The following is a 25934-nucleotide window of genomic DNA, read 5'->3' on the forward strand; positions in this document are numbered from 1 at the left end:
TCTGTGAGTGGTTGTTGTCAAGCGGTGGCGTGGGGCTGGCGCAACAGCCGCGAGCGGATTCGGAGCGGCTACCGGGATGACGCCTGGACCGGCGGGCGTGAACCACCGCGCGCGACCAGTTCGGCGATCGGCAGAGTGGCGGCGCCCATCGCCACCGCGTCCGGGCCGAGCCGCGACAGCTCGATCGCCGCCTCGCTGAACGGATGCGCAAGCGCCTGCGCCGCCGCGACCTCCCGGATCCGGGGCAGCAGCCGCGTGCCGAGTGCGAGCCCGGCCCAGCCACCGAGCACGATCCGTTCGGGATTGAACAGGTTGACGAGGTTGGCGATGCCCACGCCCAGATAGCCCGCCGTCTCGTCGAGCAGCCGGTCCGCGGCCGCGGACCGGTCGGCCGCGTCGATCAGCGCGGCGAGCCGCGCCTCCTCGTCGCCGGGCAACTCCGCACCGTACCGATCGAGGAGGCTCTGGGCCCCCACGTACGCCTCCAGGCAGCCGCGCCCACCGCACCGGCACGGCCTGCCCCCGTACACGATCGCGGTGTGACCCCACTCGCCGGCGCTGCTGCTCGTGCCCTGGTAGGTGGTGCCGTCGGTGACGATGGCCGCACCCACGCCGGAGCCCACCAGCGCGAACACCGCATGCCGCGCGCCCCGGCCCGCGCCGAACCACATCTCGGCCTGACCCAGCGTCTTCGCGCCGTTGTCGATGAACAGCGGCAGATCCGTGCCGGCGCGGATGAGCGCCTCGAGCGGCACGGCGTCCCACCCGACGGTCGGCGCGTGTACCAGCGCCAGCCGCCCCCGCTCGACGGTGCCGAACACGCCGATCCCGACGCCGAGGACGCGCTCAGCCGCGACGTCCGCGCCGGCGACGGCCTCGCGCACGCCGGCGGCCACGAGCGCGGCGACCGTTCCCGGGTCGGGGTCCCCGGCGCCGACGGGGCGATCCACCGTGGCGAGCGCCCGCATCGACAGGTCGAACAGCTCGGTCCTGACCCGGGTCGGGCCCACGTCGACGCCGATGACGTACCCGTACGCGGGGTCGACGCGCAGCAGGACCCTCGGTCGTCCGCCGTCGGATTCGACCAGCCCCGCCTCGACGACGACCCCCTCGTCGATCAGCTCGCCGGTGACGTTGCTGACCGTACCGGCGCTCAGGCCGGTGAGCCGGCTCAGTTCGAGCCGGCTCACCGGGCCGTCCAGGAAGAGCCTGGACAGCAGCGCCGAGCGGTTGGTACGCCGCACGTCGCGCACGGTCGTCCGCCGGCTGTTCATCGCCCGGCTTCCACGCGCCCGGCCGCCACGAGAGTCCGCACGCCAGGAGTGTAGGTCCGATAATTCAGCACTTGAATTAGTGGCGATCGATTCTTAGGTTAGCTGCGGCTTAACCGTTGAGCCGGGCCGCTGGGACAATCGCAGGCGATGTCCGACTCCTCCACGATCTTCGCCCGGACCCGCCTCGCGGCGGTGCCGTTCGTCCCCGAGATCCGCATCCAGCAGGCCGACGAGCGGATCGGCCTGTGGGACCTGATCGGCGGTGCGTACAGCAGCGACCGGCCACCGCCGTTCTGGGCCTTCGCCTGGGCCGGCGGGCAGGGCCTGGCCCGCTACGTGCTCGACCACCCCGACACCGTCCGGGGGCTGCGGGTACTGGATCTCGCCACCGGCAGCGGCCTGGTCGCGATCGCGGCCGCGGTGGCCGGCGCGGCAGGGGTCCGAGCCGTCGACGTGGCCGCCGACGCGGTACGGGCCGTCGGGCTCAACGCCGCCGCCAACGGCGTCGCCGTGGAGGCGGTGCTCGGCGACGTCCACGACGGCGGACTGTTCGACCGGATGGCCGGCGACGCCGACGTGGTGCTGGTCGGGGACGGCTTCTACAGCAGGGCGACGGCGGAACGGATGCTCGCGTTCCTGCGGCGCGCCGCGCGCGGTGGCGCCCGGGTGCTCGTCGGCGACCCCGGTCGGGAGTTCCTGCCGCAGCGGCAGTTCCAGCAGCGGGCGGCGTACGACGTCCCGACCCGCCCGTCGCTGGAGGACGTACCGGTCAAGCGCACCGCGATCTGGGAACTGCCCGCCCCCACCGCCGGGAGGTGAACTCCCCCGGACACGGGGTATCGGGGTATCGCGGCAACGACCCGACGTCGATGCCGACAGTTCGGAGGACCGCCATGTCGCTGCCCGTCAGACCCTGGCAGTTGCCGGCCCGGCTGGCCGCCGGCGCCGTCATCTTCAACTCCGGCCTCGCCAAGCGCAACGCCGACGACGCGACGATCGCCGGGCTGCACGGGATGGCCGCCGGCACGTACCCCGTCCTGCACAGGCTCCCCCCGGACCGGTTCGTGCGGCTGCTGTCGGCCACGGAGATCGCCCTCGGCGCGGCCCTGCTGCTACCCGTCGTACCCACGGCGCTCGCCGGCATCGGGCTGACGGCTTTCTCCGCCGGCCTGGTCGGCCTGTACCTGCGGACCCCGGGCATGCGGGAGCCGGGCACGCTCCGCCCGACCCAGCAGGGGACCGCCCTCGTCAAGGATGTGTGGCTGCTGGGGATCGGCCTGGGCCTCGTCATCGAGGAGCTCAGCGGCAAGGACCACCAGCCGGACTGACCGCCGGCAGGCGTCCCGAGCCGTCCATCGAGTCCGGTCACCGTCGTGACGGTGACGCGGTCGCGAGCGAGACCGTACACGCGAGGTCCTGGACCGCGGTGGGGGTATCCCCGCTGGCGATGAACCCGAACCTGGCGGCACCCTTCGGCGACGGCGATCCGTTCCAGCCTTCGCTCTGCACCGTCACCTTCGAGTGGGTCTGCGTGTACTGGCCGTTCCACATCTGCATGACGGCCTGGTCGCCGGGGAACGTCCAGGTCACCGTCCAGCCGTCGATGGCCGCAGCCCCGGTGGCGCGTACGGTGACCGTGGCCCGGAACCCCGACTGCCACGTGCTGCTGACCGCGAACGAGGCGACACAGCCCGGACGCTCACTCGGCGGCGGCGCGGCGTGGCGCGCGGTGGGGTTGGGCCGGCCGGGGTTGCGCTGCCCGGTGAGGTTGGGGTGCAGCCGCTGCGCCAGGAAGATCGACAACGTCGCGACGACGATCGCGGCGACCGCCCAGCCCGCCGCGCGCAGATCTCCGCCGACCGCCCGCTTACGGGTACCGGCCGGTGCGCCCCCGGCCGTCGGGCCACTGCTGAAGATGCCGCTGCCGACGGTACGGTGGCCTGTCTCGTCGCCGCCGGCCGCGGCGGCCTCTCCCGGAAGCCCGTCCGCCGCAGCGCCGGCCTCGGGTGCCAGGTCATCATCGCCCGCGCCGTCCGGATCGGCATTCGGTCGGTCGTTCTCCGGCCGGTCGCTCTCCAGCCCGTCGCTCTCCGGCCGGTGGCTGTCCTCCGGTAGCCCGTCCTCCCGGCGGCCGTCGTCCGGGTCGCTGCCCTCCGGCCCACCGTCTGCCCGACGCTCCACCTCGATCCGCACCTTTCGATACCGGTTGGACTTCGATACCGGTTGAACTTCGGTACTGGGTTGACCTTCGGTACCGGGTTGAACGCCGGTACTTAGTTGAACGCCGCCGCGGCGATCCCGGGGAGCCTCTACCTGGTTACGGCCACCCCAAACATGCCGGTACCACGGGCGGCGAGCCCGTAGGGCGGCGCTGCTGCGCGCCGCACCGACAGGCGGGCGCCGGGCGGTGAATCACCCCGGCCGGGTGATGCCGGTGCCGGAGCGGCGATGCGATTCTTCGCCGGTGGACGCAAACGCGACCGTTGGCTCCTGCCCGAAGCGTTGCGACAAGACGGCCGCCCGCCGCCGGCTGCCGCAGCACCGCGGCAGGCATGAATAAGCTGCTGACAGCTCTCGGCCGGCTGCCAGTCGCCACCGCACGGGCCCTTCCCGTGCCCGGCCGCAGCCGGATGTCGCGCCGCTCGTGGGTGGGCAACGGGCGGGCCCACATCGAGGTGCGCGGCCTCGACCGGCCCGGCAGCGAAGCCTTCGCCAAGCAGGTGGAAGAGCAGCTTGAGCGGCTCCACGGAGTCCACTGGGCCGAGGTCAACGCCGTCCTCGGCCGCGTGGTGGTGGCGTTCACCGGTGACCGGGTCGATGTCGACGATCTCGTCGACGCGATCGAAGACGTGGAGGAAGCCCACGAACTGCACACGGCGGGCTTCCCGAAGAGCCGTCCGGAGCATCCCGCCGACGACGAGCCGCTGCACCGGCAACTGGTCGCGCTGGGCAGCGACGCGCTCGGGCTCGCGCTGTCGACGGTACGGCCGGTGCTCCGGCAGCGGACGTTCCCCTCCGACGTGCTCTCCGTGCTCGCCCTGGTGGACTCCACCCCCCGGCTGCGACACGCGCTGTACGAACGGTTCGGCCGGGCCGCCACCGACCTGACCCTCGCCGTGACGCACGCGATCGCTTCGGGGCTGACGCCGGGGCCGCCGGTCAGTGTGCTCACCGACGCGGCGTACCGGGCGGTGCTGATCTCGGAGATCAACGCCCGTCGCACCGTCTGGCAGCGCAGGGAGCCGGACCTGCAGTCCCGTCCGGACGGCGAGCGGGCGGAGCCGGTGGACGTGTCGCGGCGGCCGGTTCCGGTGCCACCGGGCCCGATCGAGCGCTACGCCGACCGCGCCTCGTTCATCGCGCTGACCGCGGCGGCAGGCGCCGTCGCGGTCACCCGGGACCGCGGCCGGGCCCGGACCGCGCTGACCGTGATCGCGCCGAGGGCTGCCCGACTGAGCCGGGAGGTGTTCGCCGCGCGGCTGGGCCGTGCCCTCTGCGCCCGTGGCGTCGTACCGCTCGACGCCACGGCGCTGCGCCGGCTCGACCGGCTCGACACCGTCGTCATCGACTCCCGCGCGTTGACCACCGGCCGGTTCGCCATCGGAGAGCTGCGCGGCGCGGAATCCGAGCTGTCCCCTGAGGAGGAAAGCAGCCTACGGGTCCGGGCCGGATCGCTGATGGACGCGCGCGAACCGGGCGCGGTACGCACGATCGACGACTGGACGCTCGGGCCGCTGAGCAAGGTCGTGCCCGGCGGCCAGCGGCTGGCCCGCACGGTGGCGGACCAGCTGCGCGCTCCCGACGGCGTGACGCTCGGGCTGGTACACGGAGACACACTCGTCGCGGTGCTCGCCGCCGTACCCGAGCTCCGCCCGAACGCGACCGACCTGGTCGCGGCGGCCCGTTCGGTCGGCACCGTCATCCTGGCCGGCGTCGGCAGCGGCCTGGGCGCCCGGATCTCCGCGGATGCCGTGGTGCCCGCCGGCACCCATCTGGCGTCGGAGATCCGTAAGCTGCAGCAACAGCAGCGGATGGTCGCCCTGGTCGCCGACGCGCGAGCCGGCAACGCCGCAATGGCGGCGGCCGACTGCGGCGTCGGCGTGCTGGACGAGACGGGGCCGGTGCCCTGGGCCGCGGATCTGCTCTGCGGGCCGGGCCTGGCCCAGGCCTGCCGGATCCTGGACGCCGTGACCGCGGCGCGCACCGTCGCCCGCCGCGGTGCGCTCATCTCGCTGTACGGTTCAGTCGCCGCCGCGCTCCTGGCCCTGTCCGGCCCCGCCGCCGGGCAGTTCGGACGCGCGCGGATCGCCGGCACCGCCGCCGCTGTGGTGGGGATGACGGTCGGCGCCCTGGCCGCCCGGTCGGTCGACGAGCGCCCCGATCCGGTGCCGATCGACGAGACGCCGTGGCACGCACTGGCCCCGGAGACCGCCCTGCGCCGCCTCGACAGCTCGCCCGACGGGCTGACGGCGGAGGACGCCGCCGCCCGTCTCGCGGAGCAGCCGTCCCTGGACGGGCACCGCGAAGAGCGCTTCCTCCGCGCCACGGTCGACGAGCTGGCCAACCCCCTGACCCCGCTGCTGGCGACCGGCGCGGCGATGTCGGCGGCCACCGGCTCGGTCACCGACGCGACGCTCATCGGCTCGGTGATGGGCGCGAACGCGCTGCTCGGCGCCGCGCAGCGGGTCAGCGCCGACCGGGCGCTGCGGCGCCTCGCCCGGGACACCTCGCTGCGGGCCCAGGTACGGCGCAACGGCCACGAGCTGGATCTGGCCGCCGACGAGATCGTCCCGGGTGACGTGATCGTGCTGCGCGCCGGGGACGCCGTACCCGCCGACTGCCGGATCCTCGAGGCCGCCAACGTGGAGGTGGACGAGTCCACGCTCACCGGAGAGTCCCAGCTGGTGACCAAGACCGCCATGCCGTTGGCAGCCGCCAGCGTGGCGGAGCGGCGCAGCATGCTGTACGAGGGCACCATCGTCGCCGCCGGGGAGGCGACGTGTGTGGTGGTGGCGACCGGCCCGCGCAGCGAGATGGGCCGAAGCGGCCGGGCGGCCGAGACGGGCCCACCGACGCGCGGCGTGCAGGCGCGGCTGATGCGGCTGACCGGCGCGAGCGTACCCATCGCGCTCGGCTCGGGCGCGGCGCTCATCGCCGGTGGCCTGTTGCGGGGCCGGCCGTTGTCCACCACCCTCGGCACCGCGGTCAGCCTCGCCGTGGCGGCAGTGCCCGAAGGGCTGCCCCTCGTTGCGACGGTCGGTCAGATCGCCGCGGCGCGCCGGCTGTCGCAGCGCCGGGCGCTGGTACGCGACCCGTCGACCACCGAGGCGCTCGGCCGGGTCGACGTGCTGTGCTTCGACAAGACGGGGACGCTGACGGAGGGGCGGGTGCGCCTTCAGCAGGTGTCCGACGGGCTGCGCGCCGCGCCGGTGGACCAGCTGTCGCCAACCGCCCGACCGGTGCTCGCCGCCGGTCTGCGGGCCAGCCCGGCGGCGCGCGACGAGGTACCGCACCCCACCGACCGGGCGGTGATCACCGGGGCCGAGGAGGCCGGGGTCACCCCTGCGGACGGGCTCGGCCATTGGCGGGTGGTCGGTGACATGCCGTTCGAACCGGCCCGCGGTTACCACGCGGCGCTCGGCGCGACCTCCCGCGGCCTGTTGCTCAGCGTGAAGGGCGCACCGGAGACCGTGCTGCCGGCCTGTACCGGCTGGCGCCGTAACGGTCGGGTCGAGCGGCTGGACTCCCGGGCGGTGGCGTCGATCGAGACGGAGGTGGACCGGCTGGCCCGTCAGGGGTACCGGGTCCTCGCCGTGGCCCAGCGTCCGGTGGCCGCCCGTCGGCAGATCCGCCCCGAGCTCGTCGCGGACCTCGAGTTTCTCGGCCTGCTCGGGCTGGCCGACTCGGCCCGTCCGGAGGCGGCGGCCGCGGTGGCCGGACTGCGCCGCGCCGGCGTCAAGGTGATCATGCTGACCGGAGACCATCCGACCACCGCCGAGGCGATCGCCGCCGAGCTCGACATCGTCAACGGTGGCCGGGTGATGACCGGATCCGAGATCGACGAGCTCGACGACGGCAAGCTCGCCGAGGTGTTGCCGGAGGTGTCGGTCTTCGCCCGGGTCACCCCCACCCACAAGGTCCGCATCGTGCAGGCGCTGCAGACCGAGGGGCACACCGTCGCGATGACCGGTGACGGCGCGAACGACGCCGCCGCGATCCGCCTCGCCGACGTGGGTATCGCGCTGGGCCAGCGGGGCACCGACGCCGCCCGGGAGTCGGCCGACCTCATCGTCACCGACGACCGCATCGAGACGATCATCCATGCCGTCGTGGAGGGCCGCGCGATGTGGGCGTCGGTACGCGACGCGGTATCCGTACTGGTCGGCGGCAACCTCGGCGAGATCGGTTTCGCGCTCGGGACCGGGCTGCTGGCCCCGGCCGGCTCGCCGCTCAACGCCCGGCAACTGCTCCTGGTGAACCTGCTCACCGACCTGCTGCCGTCGCTGGCGCTGTCGGTGCGGGAGCCGTCCAAACAGACCCCGGAGGACCTGCTGCACGAGGGCCCGGAGGCGTCGCTGGGCCGCTCCCTGACCCGCGACGTCGCGGTACGCGCCCTCGCGACGGCCGGGGCGACGACGGGCGCGTGGCTGATCGGCCGGGGTACGGGTACCCGGACGCGTGCCAGCACCGTGGCGCTCGTGGCTCTGGTCGGCACCCAGCTCGGCCAGACGCTGGTCGCCGGCTGGCGCAGCCCGCTCGTCGTCGGGGCGAGCGCGGTGTCCGCGGCCGCGCTCGGCGCGATCGTGCAGACACCCGGGGTCAGCCAGTTCTTCGGCTGCCGGCCGATGGGACCGATCGCCTGGACGACCGGGCTGTGGGCGAGCGGAATCGGTACTGCGGCCGCGATGGTGGCATCGCGGCTCGCCGGACGGGTATGGCCGGAGCCAGGGCAGCCTGACGGCAGCGAACCCGGCGGCGGCACGCCCGAGCAGTAGCAGCATCGCCCACCGTGGACTGGTCGCCGAGCCGGACTCGGCGCGGAAGGGAGCAGGCATGACCACACAGCCGACGGGACGAGGCGCGCGAGCGCCTCAGAAGCGCGCGGCGGCCCAGAAGCGCCCACCCGCGGCGGGCGCCGCTACCGGCGAGCGCGCTCCGGCGGCTCGACGGGCCCGCACGGCGAGCGCCGCGGCGCAGGAGCGCGCGGTACCGGCCGCGCGCACCGCGCCCCAGAAGCGCACCGCACCGACCAAGCGCGCGGCCCCCCAGAAGCGCACTGCACCGACAAAGCGCGCGGGGGCGCAGAAGCGCGCCGCCGCGGAGAAGCGCGCGCCCGCGCAGAAGCGCACCACCGCGCAGAAGCGCACTACCGCGGAGAAGCGAGCCCCCGCGGAGAAGCGCACCACCGCGCAGAAGCGCACCACCGCGCAGAAGCGAGCCCCCGCGGAGAAGCGGACCGCCCCCCAGAAGCGGACGGCCGTACAAGCGCGCACCACCGCCCGGAAGCAGACGGCTGCCCAGAAGCGCACCATCGCGGAGCGGCGTGCCGCCGAGAGCCGGGCGGCCGCGCCGAGACGGGCACCGGCGGCGGCGCCCGTCCGCGAACCCGAGCCCGCGCGGGCCACGATTCCGCAGCAGCGCGAGACCGAGCGGCGAGCCAGGGCCGCAGCGCCCAGCGAGCCACCACCGCAGCCGGTACCGGTCCGGCCGGCGCCGGCCACAGAGGAAGCACGTGAGGCTGGCGGGCAGGAGGTTCGCGAGCGGAAAGCCGGGACACGGGAGGCGCCGGCGCGGCCGGAGGCGGAGGGTCCGCCATACCCTCGCGTCGTCACGGTACCCGTCATCGGGGCCCGCATCCCCCTTCCCCCGATGCCGTCGCCGGTCGGCGCGTCCAGTCGCGTGCTCTGGGTCGGCGGCCTGATCGGCGCGGCGGTTCTGGGTGCGCTGGAGTGGCCGGTGGCGGCGGCGCTGGCGGCCGGCACCTGGGTCCTCGAACGGTTCGCCAAGGCCACCGTTCGCGAGGAGTTGGAGCATCGGCCGGGCCGCGGCTGAGATCGCCCGTGCCTCGCGCTCCGGGATCTTGGACACTTGTGCCGCCTATAACCGGCCCAGGTGTCCAAGATCGCCACGGCGCACGTCGAGCGCTGGCTGCCGAGCGCTGGCTGCCGAACGCTATCTGCCGAACGGGCGGACGATCATGAAGATCGTGATCAGTACGATCAGCACGAATACGACCGTGCCGGAGGCCACCACGCGGCCGGCCAGATTGTCCAGGCGCTCCTTGGCTGCCAGGTCGGTCGCGGTGGCGGCGAGGGTGGGCGGTGGCGCTTCACCGTCGCCCTCGGCGGCCGCCGGCGGTCGCTCGAGCACACCCTGCTCGATCACCCCGGCCGCGCGACGTATCGACGGCATGGTGTACCCGGTGGCGATACCCATCGCGATCACGTACAGGGTGATCGAAATGATCACCCATGGCGTGCGGAACGAGTACCTGTTCGCCGTCGACAGCGCGCCGAACCCGAAAGCCGCCACGATCAGCGAACCGGTCGAGAAGACGGCCAGGATGCGGGCGGCGGCGTGGGTGTTGCTGGCGTCGTGCCGGCGGATGGCGCGATGGGCCATGTAGGGCGCCAGCGCGAACGGTCCGATGAGCAGGACCGCGGTGAGCACGTGCAACGTCACCAGAGTCTCGTACACGGGTCAACCCTAGTCCTCCCAGCCGACTTCGCTCGTTACAGACGCTCGTCCATGACGAGCCCTCGTCCGGGCACGTGCGATCCGACAGCAGGTCCGATGGCAGGTCCGATGGCAGGTCCGATGGCAGGTCCGATGGCAGGTCCGATGGCAGGTCCGATGGCAGGTCCGACGACGCCGCGCCCCGGCAACCAGGCCGCCGCCATGCTGAAGAACGACACGAAGCTCAGCGCCCGGCATCGCACCCGAGAGACGCTAGCGGCGCGGCCGACGGCGCGCGGCGAACGGCGGACTCACCGAGTACTCTCCGGTGATGATCGTCGACCTGTCACACGAGATCGTCGCCGGCATGACCACCTATCCGGGCATGGCGCCACCGCGTGTACAGGTGGCGACGTCACGTGAGGATTCGGCGGCCCGGTTGAGCGCCGGGGTGTCGTTCGAGATCGCATCGGCGAGCCTCGTCGGCAATACCGGAACCTATGTCGATGCGCCGTACCACTACCACCGCGAGCGCGCCGACGTCGCGCAGCTACCCCTCGAACGGCTGGTCAACGTGCCGATCGCGGTGGTGCACGCGTTCGACGTACCGGCGGTGACCGCCGCCCACCTCGGCGACCCGGGCGCCCTGTGGGGCAGGGCCGTGCTCGTCTACACCGGCTGGGCCCGGTACTGGCAGACCCCGCGCTACCTCGACCTCGACTGCCCGCACCTCACCGCCGACGCGGTCGAGGTGCTCGTCAACGCCAATGTTGCCGTCGTCGGCATCGACTCGCTCAACATCGACGACCCTCGGGATCCCGACCGCCCCGCGCACCACGGACTGCTCGGCGCCGACATCCCGATCATCGAGCACCTGACCAACCTGGACCGGGTACCGGTGACCGGCGCCCGACTCGTCGCGTTGCCTCCACCGGTTCGCGGGATGGCGTCGTTCCCCGTACGGGCCGTGGCGACGTACGAGGCAGAAACGACGTACGAGGCATAGACGCACGAGGCAGAGACGACGTACGAGGCATAGACGTACGAGAGTCCACCTGCGTCGATCGGACCTGGCTACACTCCCCGGATGCGGACGATCATGACCGCCACTCCGGGCGGCGCCCAATGGCGGGTGCGCGTCGTGTGGCAACCGCGCTGGCGGAAGCTTGCCCGACGCTTCGGGGGCTGGCGCAGCGCCCGCCGCAACGGCAGGGGTGGCGACCTCGGCGGCTTCGACATTCCCACCGGTGGGGGTGGCGGGGGTGGCGGGGACGGCTTCCTGCACGGCCTCGCCGATGACATCGTGGTCGCCATCGCCGTGATCGTCTGTCTCATCGTGGTCGGCGCCCTGTTCTGGTGGGTCCTCCTTCCCCTGTTGCTGCTGGTCATCGACATGGTTGTGGTGGTGGTCCTGCTCGCCGTCGCCATCCCGGCTCGGGTGCTCCTCGGTCGCCCATGGACGGTCGAGGCGGCGACCGCGGCACCGGACGACGGGGAGGACTACTTCGTCGCCGAAGTCGTCGGCTGGCGGCGAGCGCTTCGCACCAGAGACGAGATCGCCGAGAAGCTGCGCCTGGGCCATCCCGCTCCGGTGGTCGGCACGCTGCGACACCGCGGGTAAGGCACCGGTACCCGCGCCGGCCCCTACTCCAGTGCCGGCCGGGTTACTGTTCGACCTCCATATTGATAGACAGGTGGCAATTTCGTGGTCGGCGCGTCGGCGCCCACGCCGCGACGGGCACCGCGCCGACCGTGAACCCCGCCAACCCGAGAGGCGGTGCCACCCATGCTGCTACCGATCCGGCCGGCGCCCGGCAGACCCGTACGATCGCGCTCGCTGGGCGCGGTCGCTGTGACCGTCCCGGCCATCGCCACGCTCCTGCTCACCACGACAACCGCGCACGCCAACGCCGCCACCCAGACCAACGCCGCCACCCAGACCAACGCCGCCCATCCGAGGGCCGCACTGACCCAGGTCAGCGCCGACCCGTACACCGACAGCCAGGCCCAGCACCGTACCGAGGTCGAGCCCGACACGTTCAGCTTCGGCACGACGATCGTGTCGGCGTTCCAGGTCGGGCGGGTGTCCGGCGGCGGCTCGTCCAACATCGGCTTCGCGACCTCGTCCGACGGCGGCGCCACCTGGACACGCGGCTTCCTGCCCGGCATCACCGGTAACGCCGGTGGCCCGTACGGGCAGGCCAGCGACGCATCGGTCGCCTACGACGCCCGCCACAACGTCTGGCTGATCTCCTCGCTCGGCATCCGTAGCTCCTCTGTGGACGTACTGACCAGCCGCTCCACCGACGGCGGGCGCACCTGGAGCAACCCGGTGACCACGGCCACCGGCTCGCTGGACAAGAACTGGATCGTGTGTGACAACACCGCCTCCAGCCCGTACTACGGCAACTGCTACACCGAGTACGACGTAACCAGCTCCTTCGACGCGCTGCGGATGAAGACCTCGTCGGACGGCGGCGCGACCTGGGGTCCGGCGCGCGCCACCGGCGGCAGCGCGACCGGGCTGGGCGGCCAGCCGGTGGTGCGGCCCAACGGCACCGTCGTCGTGCCGTACCTGTCGACCAACGACCAGATCCGCGCGTTCCGGTCCACCGACGGCGGTGCGAACTGGAGCTCCACGGTCCTGGTGTCGCGCGTCAGCCACCACGCGGCAGCCGGCGACCTGCGCGAGGAGGCGCTGCCCACCGCCGAGGTCGACGGCGCCGGCACAGTGTACGTGGCATGGTCGGACTGCCGGTTCCGGTCCGGCTGCGCGAGCAACGACATCGTCGTAGCCATGTCCACCAGCGAGACGACCTGGTCGGCGCCGATCCGCGTACCGATCGACGCGACCACCAGCGCGGTCGATCATTTCGTCCCCGGCCTGGGGGTGGATCCGTCGTCGGCGGGCACGTCGGCCCGGCTGGCGTTGACGTACTACTACTACCCGACGGCGAACTGCACCGCCTCGACCTGCCAGCTCGACGTCGGGTACGTGTCGTCGGTCAACGGCGGCGCCAGCTGGAGCACCGCCACCCAGCTCGCCGGTCCGATGAGCCTGGCGTGGCTCCCGAACACCTCGCAGGGCCGCATGTTCGGCGACTACATCTCGACCTCGGTGCGCGCCGGCGGCAACGCCTACCCGGTCGTCCCGATCGGGCACGCGCCGAGCGGTTCAACCTACGACCTCGGGATGTACGCGCCGGCCGGCGGGCTGGCGGTCACCGGCGGAACCGTGCGCCGGTGACACCGGCTGTCGGGGCGCTCGCCCGGATGGCGCCCCGGCAGCCCCGCACCTTCCGGCCAAACTACGGACACTGTACGGTGATAGCGCGACGTCGATAACAGCCGATGTACCGCAGCCTACGTACGGTCACCCGCAGAACCGGCAGGAAAGGTGGCTTCCATGACCGCACCGGCCACTTTCGTCACCCAGAAACACTGGCCACCGAGCGTCGACGACTTCTTCCCACCCAGCCTGGGCGGTCAGTTCTGGATCTCCAAGATCACCGTACTGCTGTGGATCGGCATCGCCGCGGTGATCGTCTTCTTCCTCGTCGCGTACCGCCGCCCGGCGATCGTGCCGACGCGCAGCCAGTGGATCGCGGAGTCCCTCTACGGGCTCATCCGCGACGGTGTGGCCCGCGAGGTGATCGGCGCGGAGGGCCTGCGTTTCGCCCCCTACCTGACCTCACTGTTCTGCTTCGTCGCGGTGACCAACCTCTTCGGCGTCATACCGCTGGCGCAGATCTCGCCCAACTCTCACATGGCGTTTCCGGCGTTCCTGGCGCTCATCTCGTACGTGTTGTACCACTACGTCGGCATCCGCCGGTTCGGGTTGCGGCGCTACCTCCGACAGGCCGTGATCCTGCCGGGCACACCGAAGGCGATGTACCCGCTGCTGGTCCCGCTCGAGATCCTGCAGAAGTTCATCAACCAGCCGTTCACGCTGGCCATCCGGCTGTTTTCCAACATGTTCGCCGGCCACCTGATCCTGCTGGTGTTCACCCTGGGCGGCTTCATGCTGGTCGGCGCGCAGACTGTGGCGCTTCGGCCGGTGTCGTTGGTGTCGTGGGCGATGGCGCTCGTGCTCACCGTGTTCGAGGCCGGTGTCGCACTGCTGCAGGCGTACGTGTTCGTGCTGCTGACCGCCAGTTACGTGCAGGCAGCCCTGTCCGACGAGCACTAGGCAACGCGGGCCGGCTCGAAACGCTCGCAAGCGGCATCGGTGCCGCGGCACGAAAGAACCAAGCTCCGCCGCGGCTACCAGACCCGACGCTAGCCAATCTCCGCGGTCCCCAGGGCGTCACAACAGTCCAGGCCCTGTCGGATTTTCCCAGCTACGCCGTACGGACCTGCCGCTCGGTCCGCCCCTGAGCCGCACTATCCATGGCCGGCGAGCACCGTGGAGCACCCGTTACACGAACGCCCTCCCATGAGAGCGACCAGCCACCGGAAGATCGTCACAAACCCGGATGGATTCCCGTGGCTTGGGATCATCGGGTCATCGCCACGATCGAACCGTCGCCACAGACAGAGCGTTGAGGCCAACGCGGCCGTCGACCCCAACCGAAAGGACCCTCACCGCAACCAGGAAAACCATCGATTGACAAGTGTGAATAAGATAATCGACATCGCCCTTGATCCACTCCACGGCCGCGTGGTTAGCTAGCGCGTCCATTCATTGTCATCAATGAATACCTTGACGGATCGGGGCGTTGAATGAGGTTGGTCCGATCGACTGGCGCGATTGGTCTCGCGCTGGCGACAACGACGATGCTTGCTCTACCAGCTCACGCGGAACCCTCTTCGCCGCAGGCGGGCGGCGGCGTGGAGTTTTCAATCCCGGACATTCGTTCGGGTCGGGTTACGGACGTCGCCACCTTCAGCGTGAAGACCGAAGAGAGCGCGCCCGGGGCGCAGAGCCTTGCCGCCGCCAAGTCCCCCACCGGCACGCTCGCGATTCTCGATCGCTCCATGCTTTCACAGGGCATCACGTCCGCCGCGAACACGTCCTTCGTGGACCTTTCCTGGGAGGCATACGCCAAGACCGCGCAGTACGGGATCAGCCGGGACGGTAAGGTGATCGCCTCGCTCGCTGCCGGCGTCTCGAACTTCCGGGACACGTCCGTCGTCGCCGGGACATCCTATCGCTACAACGTCGTCCCCCTCGACGCGGACACCGACGCCAAGGCCCGCATGTGGAGCATGAACGTGAGGGTGCCCGTCGCCCCCGCCACGGGTGAAGACTCGGCGCGCTCCCTCCAGACACAGGCCGCTTCGGAGGTCCGCGTCATGGCGGCCGCCTCCACCACAACGGTCACCTGGGTCACATTCATTCCTCAGTCCCGCATCGACGGGCCTCCGGTGGGCTGCGACTACGGGAGTGGATATCAGTACGGCGGGGACGGTCACGGCTACGACTGGACGTCACCGTCCTACCGGACCGCGGTGAGCGCGGTCATCGACTGGGGCTCGAAGTCCGTCAACGGGAACGTGAGCATCGGCACGACCCACGTATACCGTAACGGGGCGCTGGTGGCACAGAAGACCGCGGCGGCCAACGATTCGGGCGCGAAGAAGATGGGTTCGGGGTCCAACTACGTGGACGTACGGATGGTGACCCACTCCGGCAACCCGTTCTGCCACCTCAACGCGATCGACGGGGCGTTCTCGATACACCTGACCCAGGGCGGGAACTACTCGATCTTCTCCGGCAACCACCGGCAGATGCCGAACCACTACGTGTACATCTACAACGGTGGCCGGGTGACAGACGTCTACAAGCGCGACGCCGTGAGTCCGCTCTGCCTGGCCGGCTCCATTCTGTGCGAGTTGGCGAACTTCTACGGCAGCGGGTCGTTCTGAGTCTCATGCGCGGGCACACAGGCGAACTCCCCGTCCCGGCCGGGCGAGAATACGTAAAGCCTGAGCACCCGTGACGAGTTGACCGAGCCGGGGCGCCACTCGCACGCCGAGGTGGTTCGCCGGCGGGGCCACCCCCGCCGGCGAACCACCTCACGTGGGTATGGTGTTCGATCAATGGAACGCGGCGTGGATACCGCGTCAACGGGCGAAAACCGATACCCCGGGCGGAACCACTCTGACCTGCGCGTCGCGGTTCCGGCGTGATTGGCGCTGCTCGGTACCGAGCGTGGCAGGTACGGAAATGCTCCTGACAGACCGGGAGCACAGACGGCAGCCGCGGCACCTTCGAGCGCCTTCCACCAGGGCCTGCGCCGCCTGCGGGCGAACAGCTCGGCATCGGGCAGTCTGTGCGCACACGCCACCTACATGACAGGCCGCGGTTCTACCGCATCCACAATGGAGTTATTCGGCACACGTCGGAACTGCGGCTCGTCGCTTACCAACGCCTGCTCCACCGTGTTCCGCGCAACGCCCAACCGCCGTGGATGGCCTGGACAGCGGACGGCATGGCGACGGGCCCCTTCGTGATCCGCGGCCTCGGCTCCCGTGGGAGACGATGGTCCAGCGAGGGTCAGGATCCTGATGATGCAGTCGTCGACGTTGCTGTCAACGGGAGTTCCCGTAGGCCTGGACCGGCGACTTCTCCAGCCGGGCGACAGCCAGTGATCTCCATGCGTACGCCCCGGCGAGCCATACCAACGCCCAATATCCGGAGCAGACGGACCAGAACAGCAACCAGTAGCACACGTAAGCTCCGCCCCACACCAGACCCAGGATGGCAACGGCGGTCGTGGCGGCGAGCGCAAGGAGTCCACCGACGGCCCAATGCTGGCTCGCGGAGAAGAACCGCCCACGCTCGACAATGGCGATCACAGCGAGGCAGGCCACGAACACGACGATCGGTATCAGCGCATTTGGCGTCAGGAAGAGGTCCCGGAACATCTGACGCGCCGCGGCCGTGCCGTCACCGAACAACGGGGATGCGACGACGGCGAGAAGGCAAGCAATTGCCCAGGGTGGCAGAGCAACGGCGAGAAGAGCACCAATACGTCGGACCATGTGCTCACTATGCCCTAGCCGGCGGATCCCATCTCCATCGACCCCTGTCTCTACAATGGGTCGACCGAGTGCGCCATGTCCGGGTGACCCTCCGCACGATCGACTCACATCCGCAAGGCCGTGCACGCCCGTGGCCACTTCCTGAACGAGTCAGCCCGCCCTCAATTGCGCATGTCTGGACAATCCGGAAATGGATCAGGGCGGGCAGTCTGTCGACTGTCCGCCCTGATCGTTCGTGGTGCGCCGCCAGGGACTCGAGCCCTGACCCCTCGGATAAGGAGCGTGGTCTTGACCAGCACATTGGTTACCATCAATCAGTATCGGTCCAACCGGTGCACGTCGTTCGCCCGTCCCCCGCCGCAGGCGCCGAGCCGGGCTGGGCCCGAGGTGCTGGTCCCGCGCTCCACTAGACGGCGCGGCCCACCAGAGCCTTCCGCACCGAGGCGTGGATAGACCGCAGACCGACACACGCAGCGACCCCAGCACCACGGCGGGGCCGGCACCGGACACCGCGCGAGGTGTTCATCCAGCTCGGCGAGCCGCACGGTGAGCCGGCCTACGCCTGCCGGACGGTGTACGCCGGTAACGCCGATGACGACCAGACGCTCGGCGTCGGTCGGCGCGCTCAGTGACACCGTACCGTCGAGGCTCACGCCGGTCCGGCGCCCGTCGTGGTCACCGGCACGATGCGCAACCCCACCCTGGCCGGCGCAGACGGCCCCGCCAACGTGCTCGCCGCGATCCGCACCGCCGCCAGCCGGTGGCCTCGGCGCGCTGGTCGTGTTCGCCGACGAGATCCACGCCGCCCGTCATGTCCGCAAGACGCACTCCACCAGCGGCGGTGCCTTCCAGCCGCCCAACACGGACCCGCTCGGGTACATGGTGGAAGGTGCCGTACGGCTGCTCAGCCGGCCGCCCCACCGCATGACCGTGCCCATCGAGGCGGTCACCCCCGGACGCCGCACGTGGGGCTGTACGCCGCAGCCCTCGGCGATGACGGCACTCTCCTTGCCAGCGCCGACCATCTCGACGGTCTCGTCGTGGCCGGCTACGGCGCCGGCCACGTACCGGACGACGGCGTACCCGTGGACCGGATCGCCGAGATCACACCGGACGAGCACCGCCGGCGCAAGCTGATGGTCACCAACCCGGCCGAACTGTTCGGCTTCTAATCCGGTCCCGCCCGTGCCCTCCCGGAGATGGAGAGGGCACGGGCGGTGGAGATCAGAGTGCGGCGCGGATGGCGTCGGCGAGCGAGGTCGGCTTGCGGCCGATGAGCTGCTCCAGGTCGTTGTCCTCCACGTACAGTTCGCCCTGGGCGAGGCCGCGGTCGCCGTCGGCGAGGACAGCCGCGAACTGCTCGGGCAGACCGAGGCCGACCAACACCTCGGTGTACTTCTCGACCGGCAGGTCGGTGTAGGTGACCTGCTTACCGCTCTGCTTCGACACTTCGGCGGCCAGGTCGGCCATGGTGAACGGCGCGCCGCCCAGCTCGTACACCTTGTCGGCGTGGCCGTCGGCGGTGAGCACTGCGGCGGCGGCCTCGGCGTAGTCGGCACGGGTGGCGGCGCTGACCTTGCCATCGCCGGCCGCGCCGACGATTCCGTGCTCGAGGTAGGTCGGCAGCTGCGGGGTGTAGTTCTCGATGTACCAGCTGTTGCGCAGGAACACGTACGACAGACCGGAGGCGATGATCTCCTGCTCGGTCGCCTTGTGCTCGCCGGCGAGGATCAGGCTCGAGGTGTCGGCTTTGGCGATGCTGGTGTAGGCAACCAGCTCGACGCCGGCGTCCTTGGCCGCGGCGACGACGTTGCGGTGCTGCGGCACCCGCTGCCCGGCCTCGCTGCCGGAGACGAACGCCAGCTTGTCGGCGCCGGCGAACGCGGCCCGCAGCGAGTCGATGTCGTTGTAGTCGGCCTGCTTCACCACCACGCCGCGCTCGGCGAGGTCGGAAGTCTTGGCCACGTCCCGGCCGATCGCCACGATTTGATCGGCCCGGACGCCGCGGTGCAACAGCGACTCCACGATGAGGCGGCCGAGGTGACCGGTCGCGCCGGTGACGACGATGGGCATGGGGAACTCCCTCACGGACTGTCGAATTGATCTGTCGACGGTCACCAACCAGGAGCGGTGACGGATACTTCCCGTTGGAGAGTAGGCACCTTGAAGTTTGTTACTTTCTGATGGAAAGTGAACAGGTGGAACCCACTCCGTACGCCAAGAATTGTGGAAGCCGGCAGGTCCTCGACCGGATCGGCGACCGGTGGAGCGTCCTCGTCGTCCTCATGCTCGCCGACGGGCTGAAGCGGTACAGCGAACTCGCGCAGCGCATCGAAGGGGTGAGCCAGAAGATGCTCACCCAGACGCTGCGCGGGCTGGAGCGCGACGGGCTGGTGACGCGGACCGTGCACGCCTCGGTGCCGCCGAGGGTCGACTACGCCCTGACCGACCTGGGCCGCAGCGTGCTCGACCTGGTCGCCGGACTGGAAGCGTGGGCGACCGACCACCTCGGCGACGTGCTCGCCGCCCGGTCCCGCTACGACGCCCAGCAGGAGCGCCGCGGCTCGGCCGCTTGACCCTCGGGCGGCTCGGCAGGTCAGCCGCCTCCCTCGGCATGTTCGCCGTCCGGTCGGGCGGGTAGTGCCGAGCCACCCGCTGGTCCAACCACTCCCGAGCACCCACCCACCGCCGGCACATACGAAACAGGCCCCGGTCTGGCACGTATCGCCAGCTCAGGGCCTGCTTCCTGTGGTGCGCCGCCAGGGACTCGAACCCCGAACCCGCGGATTAAGAGCCAGCGTTGATCAACGCTCCCCTGTCTCAACGGGTCCCACCAGTCCGCGGTTTGCCGGAATTCACCCGACTCCACTGCATGGGCGTGCCGCATGGTCCATCCGGAGCCGAATCAGTCCATGGCGGCCGAGCACCCGAGGAGCACCCGGCATCGCGGGCGCCAGCAGAATCGGAGTGGGTGCCAGGAGGTCATCACCTCGAAGCCGATGTTCGGCGTGGAACGTGAGATGCAGATGCCATTGGGTGTCCACGCTGGACCCCTTCCCGCACATTGCACCAGTGACCGAGCCCGAATGCGGCAAACGTCATCAGCTGCCCGCCTCTCCACGCTGGAGCACGATGCGGCGCCCCTCGCTAATCACAGTGGCGTACTGAGTCAACTCCGGGTCGGTAATTGAACCACCCTCCGTGTTCGCCGCCCACTCCCGCGCGAGGATTGGCTTGATCTCATCAACTGGCCGGCCCGCGTACTGCTCATGCACTCGATCAAGAGCCGGCTGAAGCTGTCTCTGCACCGCCTCGAAGGCCAATCGACCAAGCTCATCTTCCCAGCCCGAATTCATCTCGATCCTCACCACGTCCCACTCCCATCGTTGCCTTGTCACTTCAGGCGAACGGTAGGTGGCGGCTGTGACATTTCTGTTGGGCGATCACTCATTAGGGGTACGTCTGTCACCCTGCCGGAGCACTGCCGTTGACCAGCTGCTGTAGATCATTGAGGGCGGCTACGACCACGTTCCATGCGATCCGAACGGTGTCTTCTTCGGGAGAGTAGCGCTGAGTGTACTGTTTCTTGGGGTGGACGAGGTTGCGGTGGTTACGCAGGACGTCGACGTAGTCAATAACGTCCTGGGCGATCCAGCCGTTTCGCTTGGCGAGGTTGATGAGTTCCTGCAGATTGTCGGTGGGCGGTCTACCGCCAGCGTGTCGAGCTAGGGCGACGTCGTAGAGGACGCCTTCCAAGGTGCTACCGAGCATGATGATGGCGGCCGTACATGCCCCTGACTTCCAGCAGGTATGGGCTTCGTCGAGGCGGGACTTAAGTTGCTTCCCGAACTCGGGGTCGCTAACGATGTCGGTGAGACTGGCGGTGAGTTGTGCGGGTGCCTGCATTGCGGGGCGCTTCATCGTTGGCGTCTGTGAGATCAGGTCGGGTCGGCTACCGACGTAGACGACTTGGTAGCCCTCAAGGGCAAGTAGTTGGTTGAGTTCTTGGACAACGTGCAGACGAGCATCGTCGTTATCCAGGTACTCCCGGGGATCGGCTAAACGAAGCACAAGGCGGCGCAGCGCGTCGGAGTCGCGTCGACGCTGTTTGAGAAGGTCGAGCACCCACTGTCGGCGAGGGCCGTCGACGTCACCGACTCGGCGCCATCCGGCAGCCTCGAAGAACGCGCCGATCTCACGTCCAGTGCGATAGACCGGGGTGCTGTCGTCACCGCAAATGAGGTCGGCGAGCCGGTTAAGGATGTTGTCGTCAAGTTCGACGCGGACGTCGTTGGTCGCGGTCACAGGTCATCTCCTTCGGCATCGTCAGCAGGAAGGTCGATCGGGTGCCAGGAGTTCTGCGCCGTTGGCTGGGCTGGAGTCGGCGTGGACGCTGGGTGGATGCTACGTTCGGCCAGGCGCTGCCAAAGCGGCGCCAGCTCGCGCTCAGGGTCGAACTCGAACTCACTCTCGCGGATTCGGCGTACCTCCCAGCCCATTCGGCGCAGTTCGCGGTCACGCCGCGCGTCAGCAGCGGAGTCGGCTGTTGAGGTGTGCCAGCGGTGGCCGTCGCACTCGACCGCGATCCGGCCGCCGGCACCGACGATGACGAGGTCCAGCCGCCGCTGTCCCACTGAAAATTGCGGAACAACGTGGTAGCCGCGAGCCCTGATCTCACGGAACACCCGCTGCTCGAACAAGGACTCAAACGGATCTACCCGCTCGGTGGCGCTGACGGCGGTGAGGGCTGGCGACTCGCCGTAGACCGATGGCGGGTGGAGCATGTAGTCGACCAGCGAGGCCCGCAGGTCACCGGGCTTGAACTGGCCGGGCGGCACCGAGGTGAACAGCCACATCTGGTCCTTGGCGCGGCTGGCTGCCACGTTGTATGCCTGCTGTGAGCGGGGATCCGCCCGGGTGACCGGCGCCTGGGTGACGACGGTAGACAAGAAGATGACGTCGCGTTCGTCGCCTTGGAAGTTTGGGGGTGACCCGACGCGGATGGCTCGGGCACCGCGCTCTTCGGGGCTGATCGCCGCGTTGATCTCGTGTTCGAGCAGCTTGATCTGGCCGGTACCCTGCAACACCACAATGCCGAATGTCTTGTCGTCATAGCGGGGGTCGGCGAGGCAGTCCAGCAGCTGGGCGACGATCCTCTTCGCCTCGACCGGGTTGCGGATCGTAGTGTTGCGGCCGTCTGTGTACGCGCCGGCAACGTTTACGACTCGCAGCGGCTCCAGGTCGTCAGCGCGGCGCTCGCGCAACGCCACCAACCCGGCGCCGTCCTCGCCGTAAAACTGGCACGACGACCAGTTGATGATCTCCGGCATGCAGCGGAAGTGCTCCCGCAGCCGCACGACCGCACCCTTACCCGAGCGCCCCGACAATAGACCGTAGAGGTGAGACTTGGGCGTGAAGCTGAGCCGGATCTCCGCCTCAAGGTCGTCAAGGTGCTCCCGGAGGCTGGCAAATAGGTCATCTAGGTTCTGCCCCATCCGGTTCTGCCCCGGCGTGCACTGTTTGTCGTCGCCAACCACAATGACGCGGGGCGCCATCCAGAGCAGAAACAAGTACTCCAATCCAACTTGGCTCGCCTCGTCAACGATGATCACATCGAAGGCGTCGCGTTCGACGGCAATGTTGTCCAGCAGGTTCGGCAGTGGGACCACCCAGGCAGGGACGGCCCCTTTGGCCTTTTCCATGGCAGCGCGCGCAGCCTTACGGAACTCGCGGGTCTTACGGCCGGTACCCGCGCCGATATGGCCCATGTGCTCGCGATAGGTACGCAGCGCTCGGACGTGGTTATCGGTCATCCGCGTAATACAGGCGCGCATCGCCTCGCAGCCGGCGAGCTGCGCAGTCACCCGAGTGATCTGGTCTTCGACCTCGTCGAACTCGTGGATCAGGCGACGCTCCTCGTCGGCGGTACGACATTGGCGGATAAGCTGATCGGCCTTTGACCAAGCCCAGGCTGCAGCCAGATTCCCCAGCCGCCCATCCCAAGCGGCGTCGGTCGCCGTGTCGCGCAGCATTGCGAGCAGCCGCGGATGAACGGCCTCCAGCCTCCCGGCCAACTCGCCCTGGCGCAGCTGCGCCGCGCGATCGGCACGCACGGCCTCGATGGCCTGCAGTCCGCGCCGGTAGGCATCGAGATCACGGCTGCCGATCGCATCCAGAAGCAGGCCGAGTTCGGGGCAGGCGTCTGGGTTCGACGCCCACTGCCGAACCCGGGCGTACAGCTGATCGACCTGAGTGCGGGCGAGTTCCAGCTCGGCGTGATCCAGTGCGGGTGGCACCGCCCGCAGGACCCGGAGGAACTCCGCGAGCGTGGGCAGCTCGACCGGTCGCCCGGCCTGCCTGAGTACCTGCAGAAGCCGGCCGTGCAGTACCGCTAGCGCGCGGACATCTTCGAGTATGCGGTCAAGATCTTGCAGCTCGGACAAGATCGCGGTCAGCCGGCCGGGCGGCACGTCCACCTGCGCGTCGGCCCATTTCTGGACGAGCTGGGTCGCAGCTACCTCTGCTTCCAGGTATTCCAGGGCCGCGGCCAGCTGGTCAGCGTTGCTCGGCGGTTGTCCGTCGACCCGCATGGTCGCCAACAGCCCCGCGGCCCGTTGCTGTACGGCCGGTTGCGGCAACAACCGCCCGGTTCGCAGCTTTCCACCGCGAGCTAGGTGCGCGTGCAGCTCCCGACCGGCAGCCAGCATTCCCCGTGCCGCGCCTACACCCAGTTCGGACACCGGCTGGGAAAGCTCGACGACGAAGCTGACTCCGCGGACCCGCAGCGCCTGCTGCAGGCGACGCGCCTCCCCACCGACCTCTACAAGATGACCCCACAGCCCCGCATGCCGACCAGCCAGGTGGTGCTCGACCGCACGGCCAACCCATTCCCGTCCCTGCGGGAGCCGGCACTGCTCGTCGAATCCCAACCTGGCGAGGACCTGAGTGACCTGATCCGACAGAGGCGCGATCGTGCGTAGGGCGTCGCGGCCGGTACCGGTCAGCCAGCGGATCAGCTCGCTGGTGTTCTCGTTAGCTGTCGCGCGGGCCTGGCGTTCCGCAGTGAAACTGTCCGCGAGCGCGGCAGGAAGCGGCAAATCCGCTGGCTCTGGAATGCTCTGTCGTGCTCGTGCCTGCCGAACTGGTGTGTCTGTGCGTAGCAGCCGCAGCAGGTCCAGTGCCTCCGCCGTGGACAGTGGCGGCTGGTCGGGTGCCTGAGCATCCAGTCGCGGAAACCAGCCGTGCACGTCAGCGTCGCGACGTACCTCACGCACAATCTCACCCAGTGAGCCCCGGTACCGGTCTGGGCTGAAGCCAGGCACCAGTGGTTCATAGGCGGCATGCTCGACATCACGAAGTTCACGGATTCGTTCGTTGAGCTCCGCCGACCGTGAGCGCAACGCGTGCCGCTCCTGGATCAGGGCGGTGATTCGCTGCCCGAGCCCGGCGGTATCCGGCGCCGCCACCGCCGCGGACAGCGCGTCCAACCCGCGCTCCAACTCTTTCGCCGCGTCCTTGCTCCCGCCCGCCAGCAGGACACAGAGCTGCCGCAGCTGCGGCGGAATCTTGTCCCGCAGCACCCTGAGCGCCTGATCCTTTTGGCTCGTCACCAAGACTCGCTGACCGCGGGCCAGTAGCGCAGACACGAGATTGGCGATGGTGTGTGTCTTCCCAGTGCCTGGCGGACCCTGCACCACCACCCCGGTTTCTGACCGCAGCAGTTCGATCACCCGTCGCTGCTCATCGTTGGTGGGCAGCGGAAACAGCGGGTCGTCGCCGAGTACGTCACCGGCGACCGCCCCCTGCTGTCGCAACCACGTGTCACGCTGGTCGCGCTCGGTGTCGACCACCAACTGGGCCAACGCGACCGGCACCTGCGCATCAGGTTGCCGCAACGCGGCTGCGATCTTCTGGTATGCCTCTGCGAGCAGAACGCGGCTACGAGGCCGCACCATCAGTGCTGGCGATGCCGTCAACAGCGGCTTGCCTGGCAACCGCCTACCAGGCGGCACACGCTCGTCTCGAAACTCGACGGCCACGTCAAGGCTGTAGCCCACCCATTCCTGCAGGAGGGTCATCAGAACCGAATCGAGCATTGGTACATCACCGTCGAGGACTGACTGCCGCACAGGGCGTCCCCGATCCGGCTGAAAGCCCTCCTGATCGCCGAGGACCTCTCGCTCCTCCAATCGGCGGCGGCCACCCGCAAAGGACACGCTCACCTCGGCGGTCGCCCGATCAAGCTTTGGCACCACTGTCTCGGTCACCAAGTGGCGGCAGATGCGCTCCCCATCAGGAGCGTCCCATCGCAGCAGGCCGACGGCGAGCACAAACTCGAACTCGTCATCCTGCTGTTCCAACGTCTTAGCGGCCTGTTCCAACTGCTCATATAGTGCCCGACGCCGCCGGGTCTTCTCCTGCTCCCGTGCCCACGATCGGCACTGCGACGACCACGCCTCGAAGGCGCGCACCACCGCGCTCGGCGGCTCTGTACGCAAGTCCACCGCTTCCGTCGTCGGCCCTAAGTCCAGCAACTGAGGCGCAGGGCCCTCGCCGTCCCAGACCTCCGGCTCAACCCACCCCTTCAGCAGGGCCGCCGGGCTGGGCGCCGGAACCGGTCGCTGCGGCCGCAAGCGCAGCAAGACGTCATCGCGAGGGTTTGGCACCAGTCGAACGCCGTCAGGTACTCCATCCAGCCAAATGATCGGATCAGGAACCCCAGCCTCGTCAGCAAGGATGTCCCGAACGGGATCGCGCTCGGCCGCGGCGGTAACCTCGGCAAGGTAATCCATGAGCTTCGTTGTCTTGCGCAGGGCCTCAGCATCACGGTTCGCGACCATGGACACCTTCCTCGTTCGGCGGGAAGCAACAGAACAGAATGCCGATGCGGCGAGTGAAGGACAAGAGGTGATCGCGATAGATGACATGAATGAATTTCTCTCAGCGGCGATCGTCGGGTACAACCGCGATAGGGCCGCTGATCGCACCGTTCCGTAG

The 25934-nt window shown here is 69.6% G+C and carries 19 protein-coding genes and 1 pseudogene; 12 read left to right on the forward strand and 8 right to left on the reverse strand.

The window, feature by feature from the left end:
• Positions 1-68: 68 nt before the first annotated feature.
• Entirely contained in the window at positions 69-1274 is a 1206-nt protein-coding gene (locus HC031_RS25240; protein WP_167927900.1) for an ROK family transcriptional regulator, read from the reverse strand.
• Positions 1275-1421: 147 nt separating this feature from the next.
• Between HC031_RS25240 and HC031_RS25245 the strand changes: the two genes are divergently transcribed.
• On the forward strand, positions 1422-2093 hold the full coding sequence (locus tag HC031_RS25245; protein ID WP_167927901.1) for a class I SAM-dependent methyltransferase: 672 nt from the start codon (positions 1422-1424) through the stop codon (positions 2091-2093).
• Positions 2094-2167: 74 nt separating this feature from the next.
• A complete protein-coding gene (locus HC031_RS25250) occupies positions 2168-2602 on the forward strand; it encodes a hypothetical protein (protein ID WP_167927902.1) in 435 nt (144 codons plus the stop codon).
• A 37-nt stretch (positions 2603-2639) separates the two neighbouring features.
• On the opposite strand, the gene HC031_RS34550 is transcribed toward HC031_RS25250, so the two are convergent.
• On the reverse strand, positions 2640-3455 hold the full coding sequence (locus tag HC031_RS34550; protein WP_167927903.1) for a cellulose binding domain-containing protein: 816 nt from the start codon (positions 3453-3455) through the stop codon (positions 2640-2642).
• A 371-nt stretch (positions 3456-3826) separates the two neighbouring features.
• Between HC031_RS34550 and HC031_RS25260 the strand changes: the two genes are divergently transcribed.
• Together HC031_RS25260 and HC031_RS25265 are read left to right on the forward strand one after the other, a co-directional pair.
• Positions 3827-8269 carry a cation-translocating P-type ATPase gene (locus HC031_RS25260; protein WP_167927904.1) on the forward strand — a complete coding sequence of 1481 codons (4443 nt, stop codon included), beginning with the start codon at positions 3827-3829 and terminating at the stop codon, positions 8267-8269.
• A 58-nt stretch (positions 8270-8327) separates the two neighbouring features.
• On the forward strand, positions 8328-9326 hold the full coding sequence (locus tag HC031_RS25265) for a hypothetical protein (protein ID WP_167927905.1): 999 nt from the start codon (positions 8328-8330) through the stop codon (positions 9324-9326).
• Between the two features lie 120 nt (positions 9327-9446).
• On the opposite strand, the gene HC031_RS25270 is transcribed toward HC031_RS25265, so the two are convergent.
• On the reverse strand, positions 9447-9971 hold the full coding sequence (locus HC031_RS25270) for a DUF2269 family protein (RefSeq protein ID WP_167927906.1): 525 nt from the start codon (positions 9969-9971) through the stop codon (positions 9447-9449).
• A gap of 310 nt (positions 9972-10281) precedes the next feature.
• On the opposite strand from HC031_RS25270, the gene HC031_RS25275 reads away from it, so the two are divergent.
• From HC031_RS25275 to HC031_RS25295, 5 genes are all read left to right on the forward strand, one after another.
• Positions 10282-10956 carry a cyclase family protein gene (locus tag HC031_RS25275; protein WP_205863229.1) on the forward strand — a complete coding sequence of 225 codons (675 nt, stop codon included), beginning with the start codon at positions 10282-10284 and terminating at the stop codon, positions 10954-10956.
• An 81-nt stretch (positions 10957-11037) separates the two neighbouring features.
• Positions 11038-11571, forward strand: coding sequence for a hypothetical protein (locus HC031_RS25280; RefSeq protein ID WP_167927908.1), 534 nt, complete (start codon positions 11038-11040; stop codon positions 11569-11571).
• A gap of 165 nt (positions 11572-11736) precedes the next feature.
• The gene (locus tag HC031_RS25285; protein WP_240942949.1) at positions 11737-13197 is read left to right on the forward strand and encodes a sialidase family protein; all 1461 of its coding nucleotides are present in this window, start codon (positions 11737-11739) and stop codon (positions 13195-13197) included.
• 159 nt (positions 13198-13356) lie between these two features.
• Positions 13357-14139 carry a F0F1 ATP synthase subunit A gene (gene atpB / locus HC031_RS25290; protein WP_167927909.1) on the forward strand — a complete coding sequence of 261 codons (783 nt, stop codon included), beginning with the start codon at positions 13357-13359 and terminating at the stop codon, positions 14137-14139.
• A gap of 701 nt (positions 14140-14840) precedes the next feature.
• Complete coding sequence (locus HC031_RS25295) at positions 14841-15818, forward strand: hypothetical protein (RefSeq protein WP_205863230.1); 978 nt, start codon at positions 14841-14843, stop codon at positions 15816-15818.
• A gap of 666 nt (positions 15819-16484) precedes the next feature.
• Here the strand turns inward: HC031_RS25295 and HC031_RS25300 are convergent.
• Positions 16485-16937, reverse strand: coding sequence for a hypothetical protein (locus HC031_RS25300; RefSeq protein ID WP_167927911.1), 453 nt, complete (start codon positions 16935-16937; stop codon positions 16485-16487).
• A 650-nt stretch (positions 16938-17587) separates the two neighbouring features.
• On the opposite strand from HC031_RS25300, the pseudogene HC031_RS25305 reads away from it, so the two are divergent.
• A pseudogene (locus tag HC031_RS25305) lies at positions 17588-18007 on the forward strand (asparaginase domain-containing protein); the annotation flags it as partial.
• Positions 18008-18161: 154 nt separating this feature from the next.
• On the opposite strand, the gene HC031_RS25310 reads toward HC031_RS25305, so the two are convergent.
• Positions 18162-19010 (reverse strand): SDR family oxidoreductase, encoded by an 849-nt coding sequence (locus HC031_RS25310; RefSeq protein ID WP_167927912.1) that lies wholly within the window; start codon positions 19008-19010, stop codon positions 18162-18164.
• A gap of 110 nt (positions 19011-19120) precedes the next feature.
• Between HC031_RS25310 and HC031_RS25315 the strand changes: the two genes are divergently transcribed.
• The gene (locus HC031_RS25315; protein WP_167927913.1) at positions 19121-19513 is read left to right on the forward strand and encodes a winged helix-turn-helix transcriptional regulator; all 393 of its coding nucleotides are present in this window, start codon (positions 19121-19123) and stop codon (positions 19511-19513) included.
• Between the two features lie 525 nt (positions 19514-20038).
• Here the strand turns inward: HC031_RS25315 and HC031_RS25320 are convergent.
• The 3 genes from HC031_RS25320 to HC031_RS25330 form a co-directional block, all read right to left on the reverse strand.
• Positions 20039-20308, reverse strand: a complete 270-nt coding sequence (locus tag HC031_RS25320; protein ID WP_167927914.1) for a hypothetical protein — start codon at positions 20306-20308, stop codon at positions 20039-20041.
• Between the two features lie 94 nt (positions 20309-20402).
• Entirely contained in the window at positions 20403-21242 is an 840-nt protein-coding gene (locus HC031_RS25325) for a phosphoheptose isomerase family protein (RefSeq protein ID WP_167927915.1), read from the reverse strand.
• Positions 21239-25777 carry an AAA domain-containing protein gene (locus HC031_RS25330; RefSeq protein ID WP_167927916.1) on the reverse strand — a complete coding sequence of 1513 codons (4539 nt, stop codon included), beginning with the start codon at positions 25775-25777 and terminating at the stop codon, positions 21239-21241. Before HC031_RS25330 ends, HC031_RS25325 begins: the two co-directional genes overlap by 4 nt.
• On the opposite strand from HC031_RS25330, the gene HC031_RS25335 reads away from it, so the two are divergent.
• A complete protein-coding gene (locus HC031_RS25335) occupies positions 25776-25934 on the forward strand; it encodes a hypothetical protein (protein ID WP_167927917.1) in 159 nt (52 codons plus the stop codon). The two genes, HC031_RS25330 and HC031_RS25335, sit on opposite strands and share 2 nt — an antisense overlap.

The organism is Planosporangium thailandense (assembly GCF_011947195.1).
In the GTDB taxonomy this organism is placed as follows: Bacteria; Actinomycetota; Actinomycetes; order Mycobacteriales; family Micromonosporaceae; genus Planosporangium; species Planosporangium thailandense.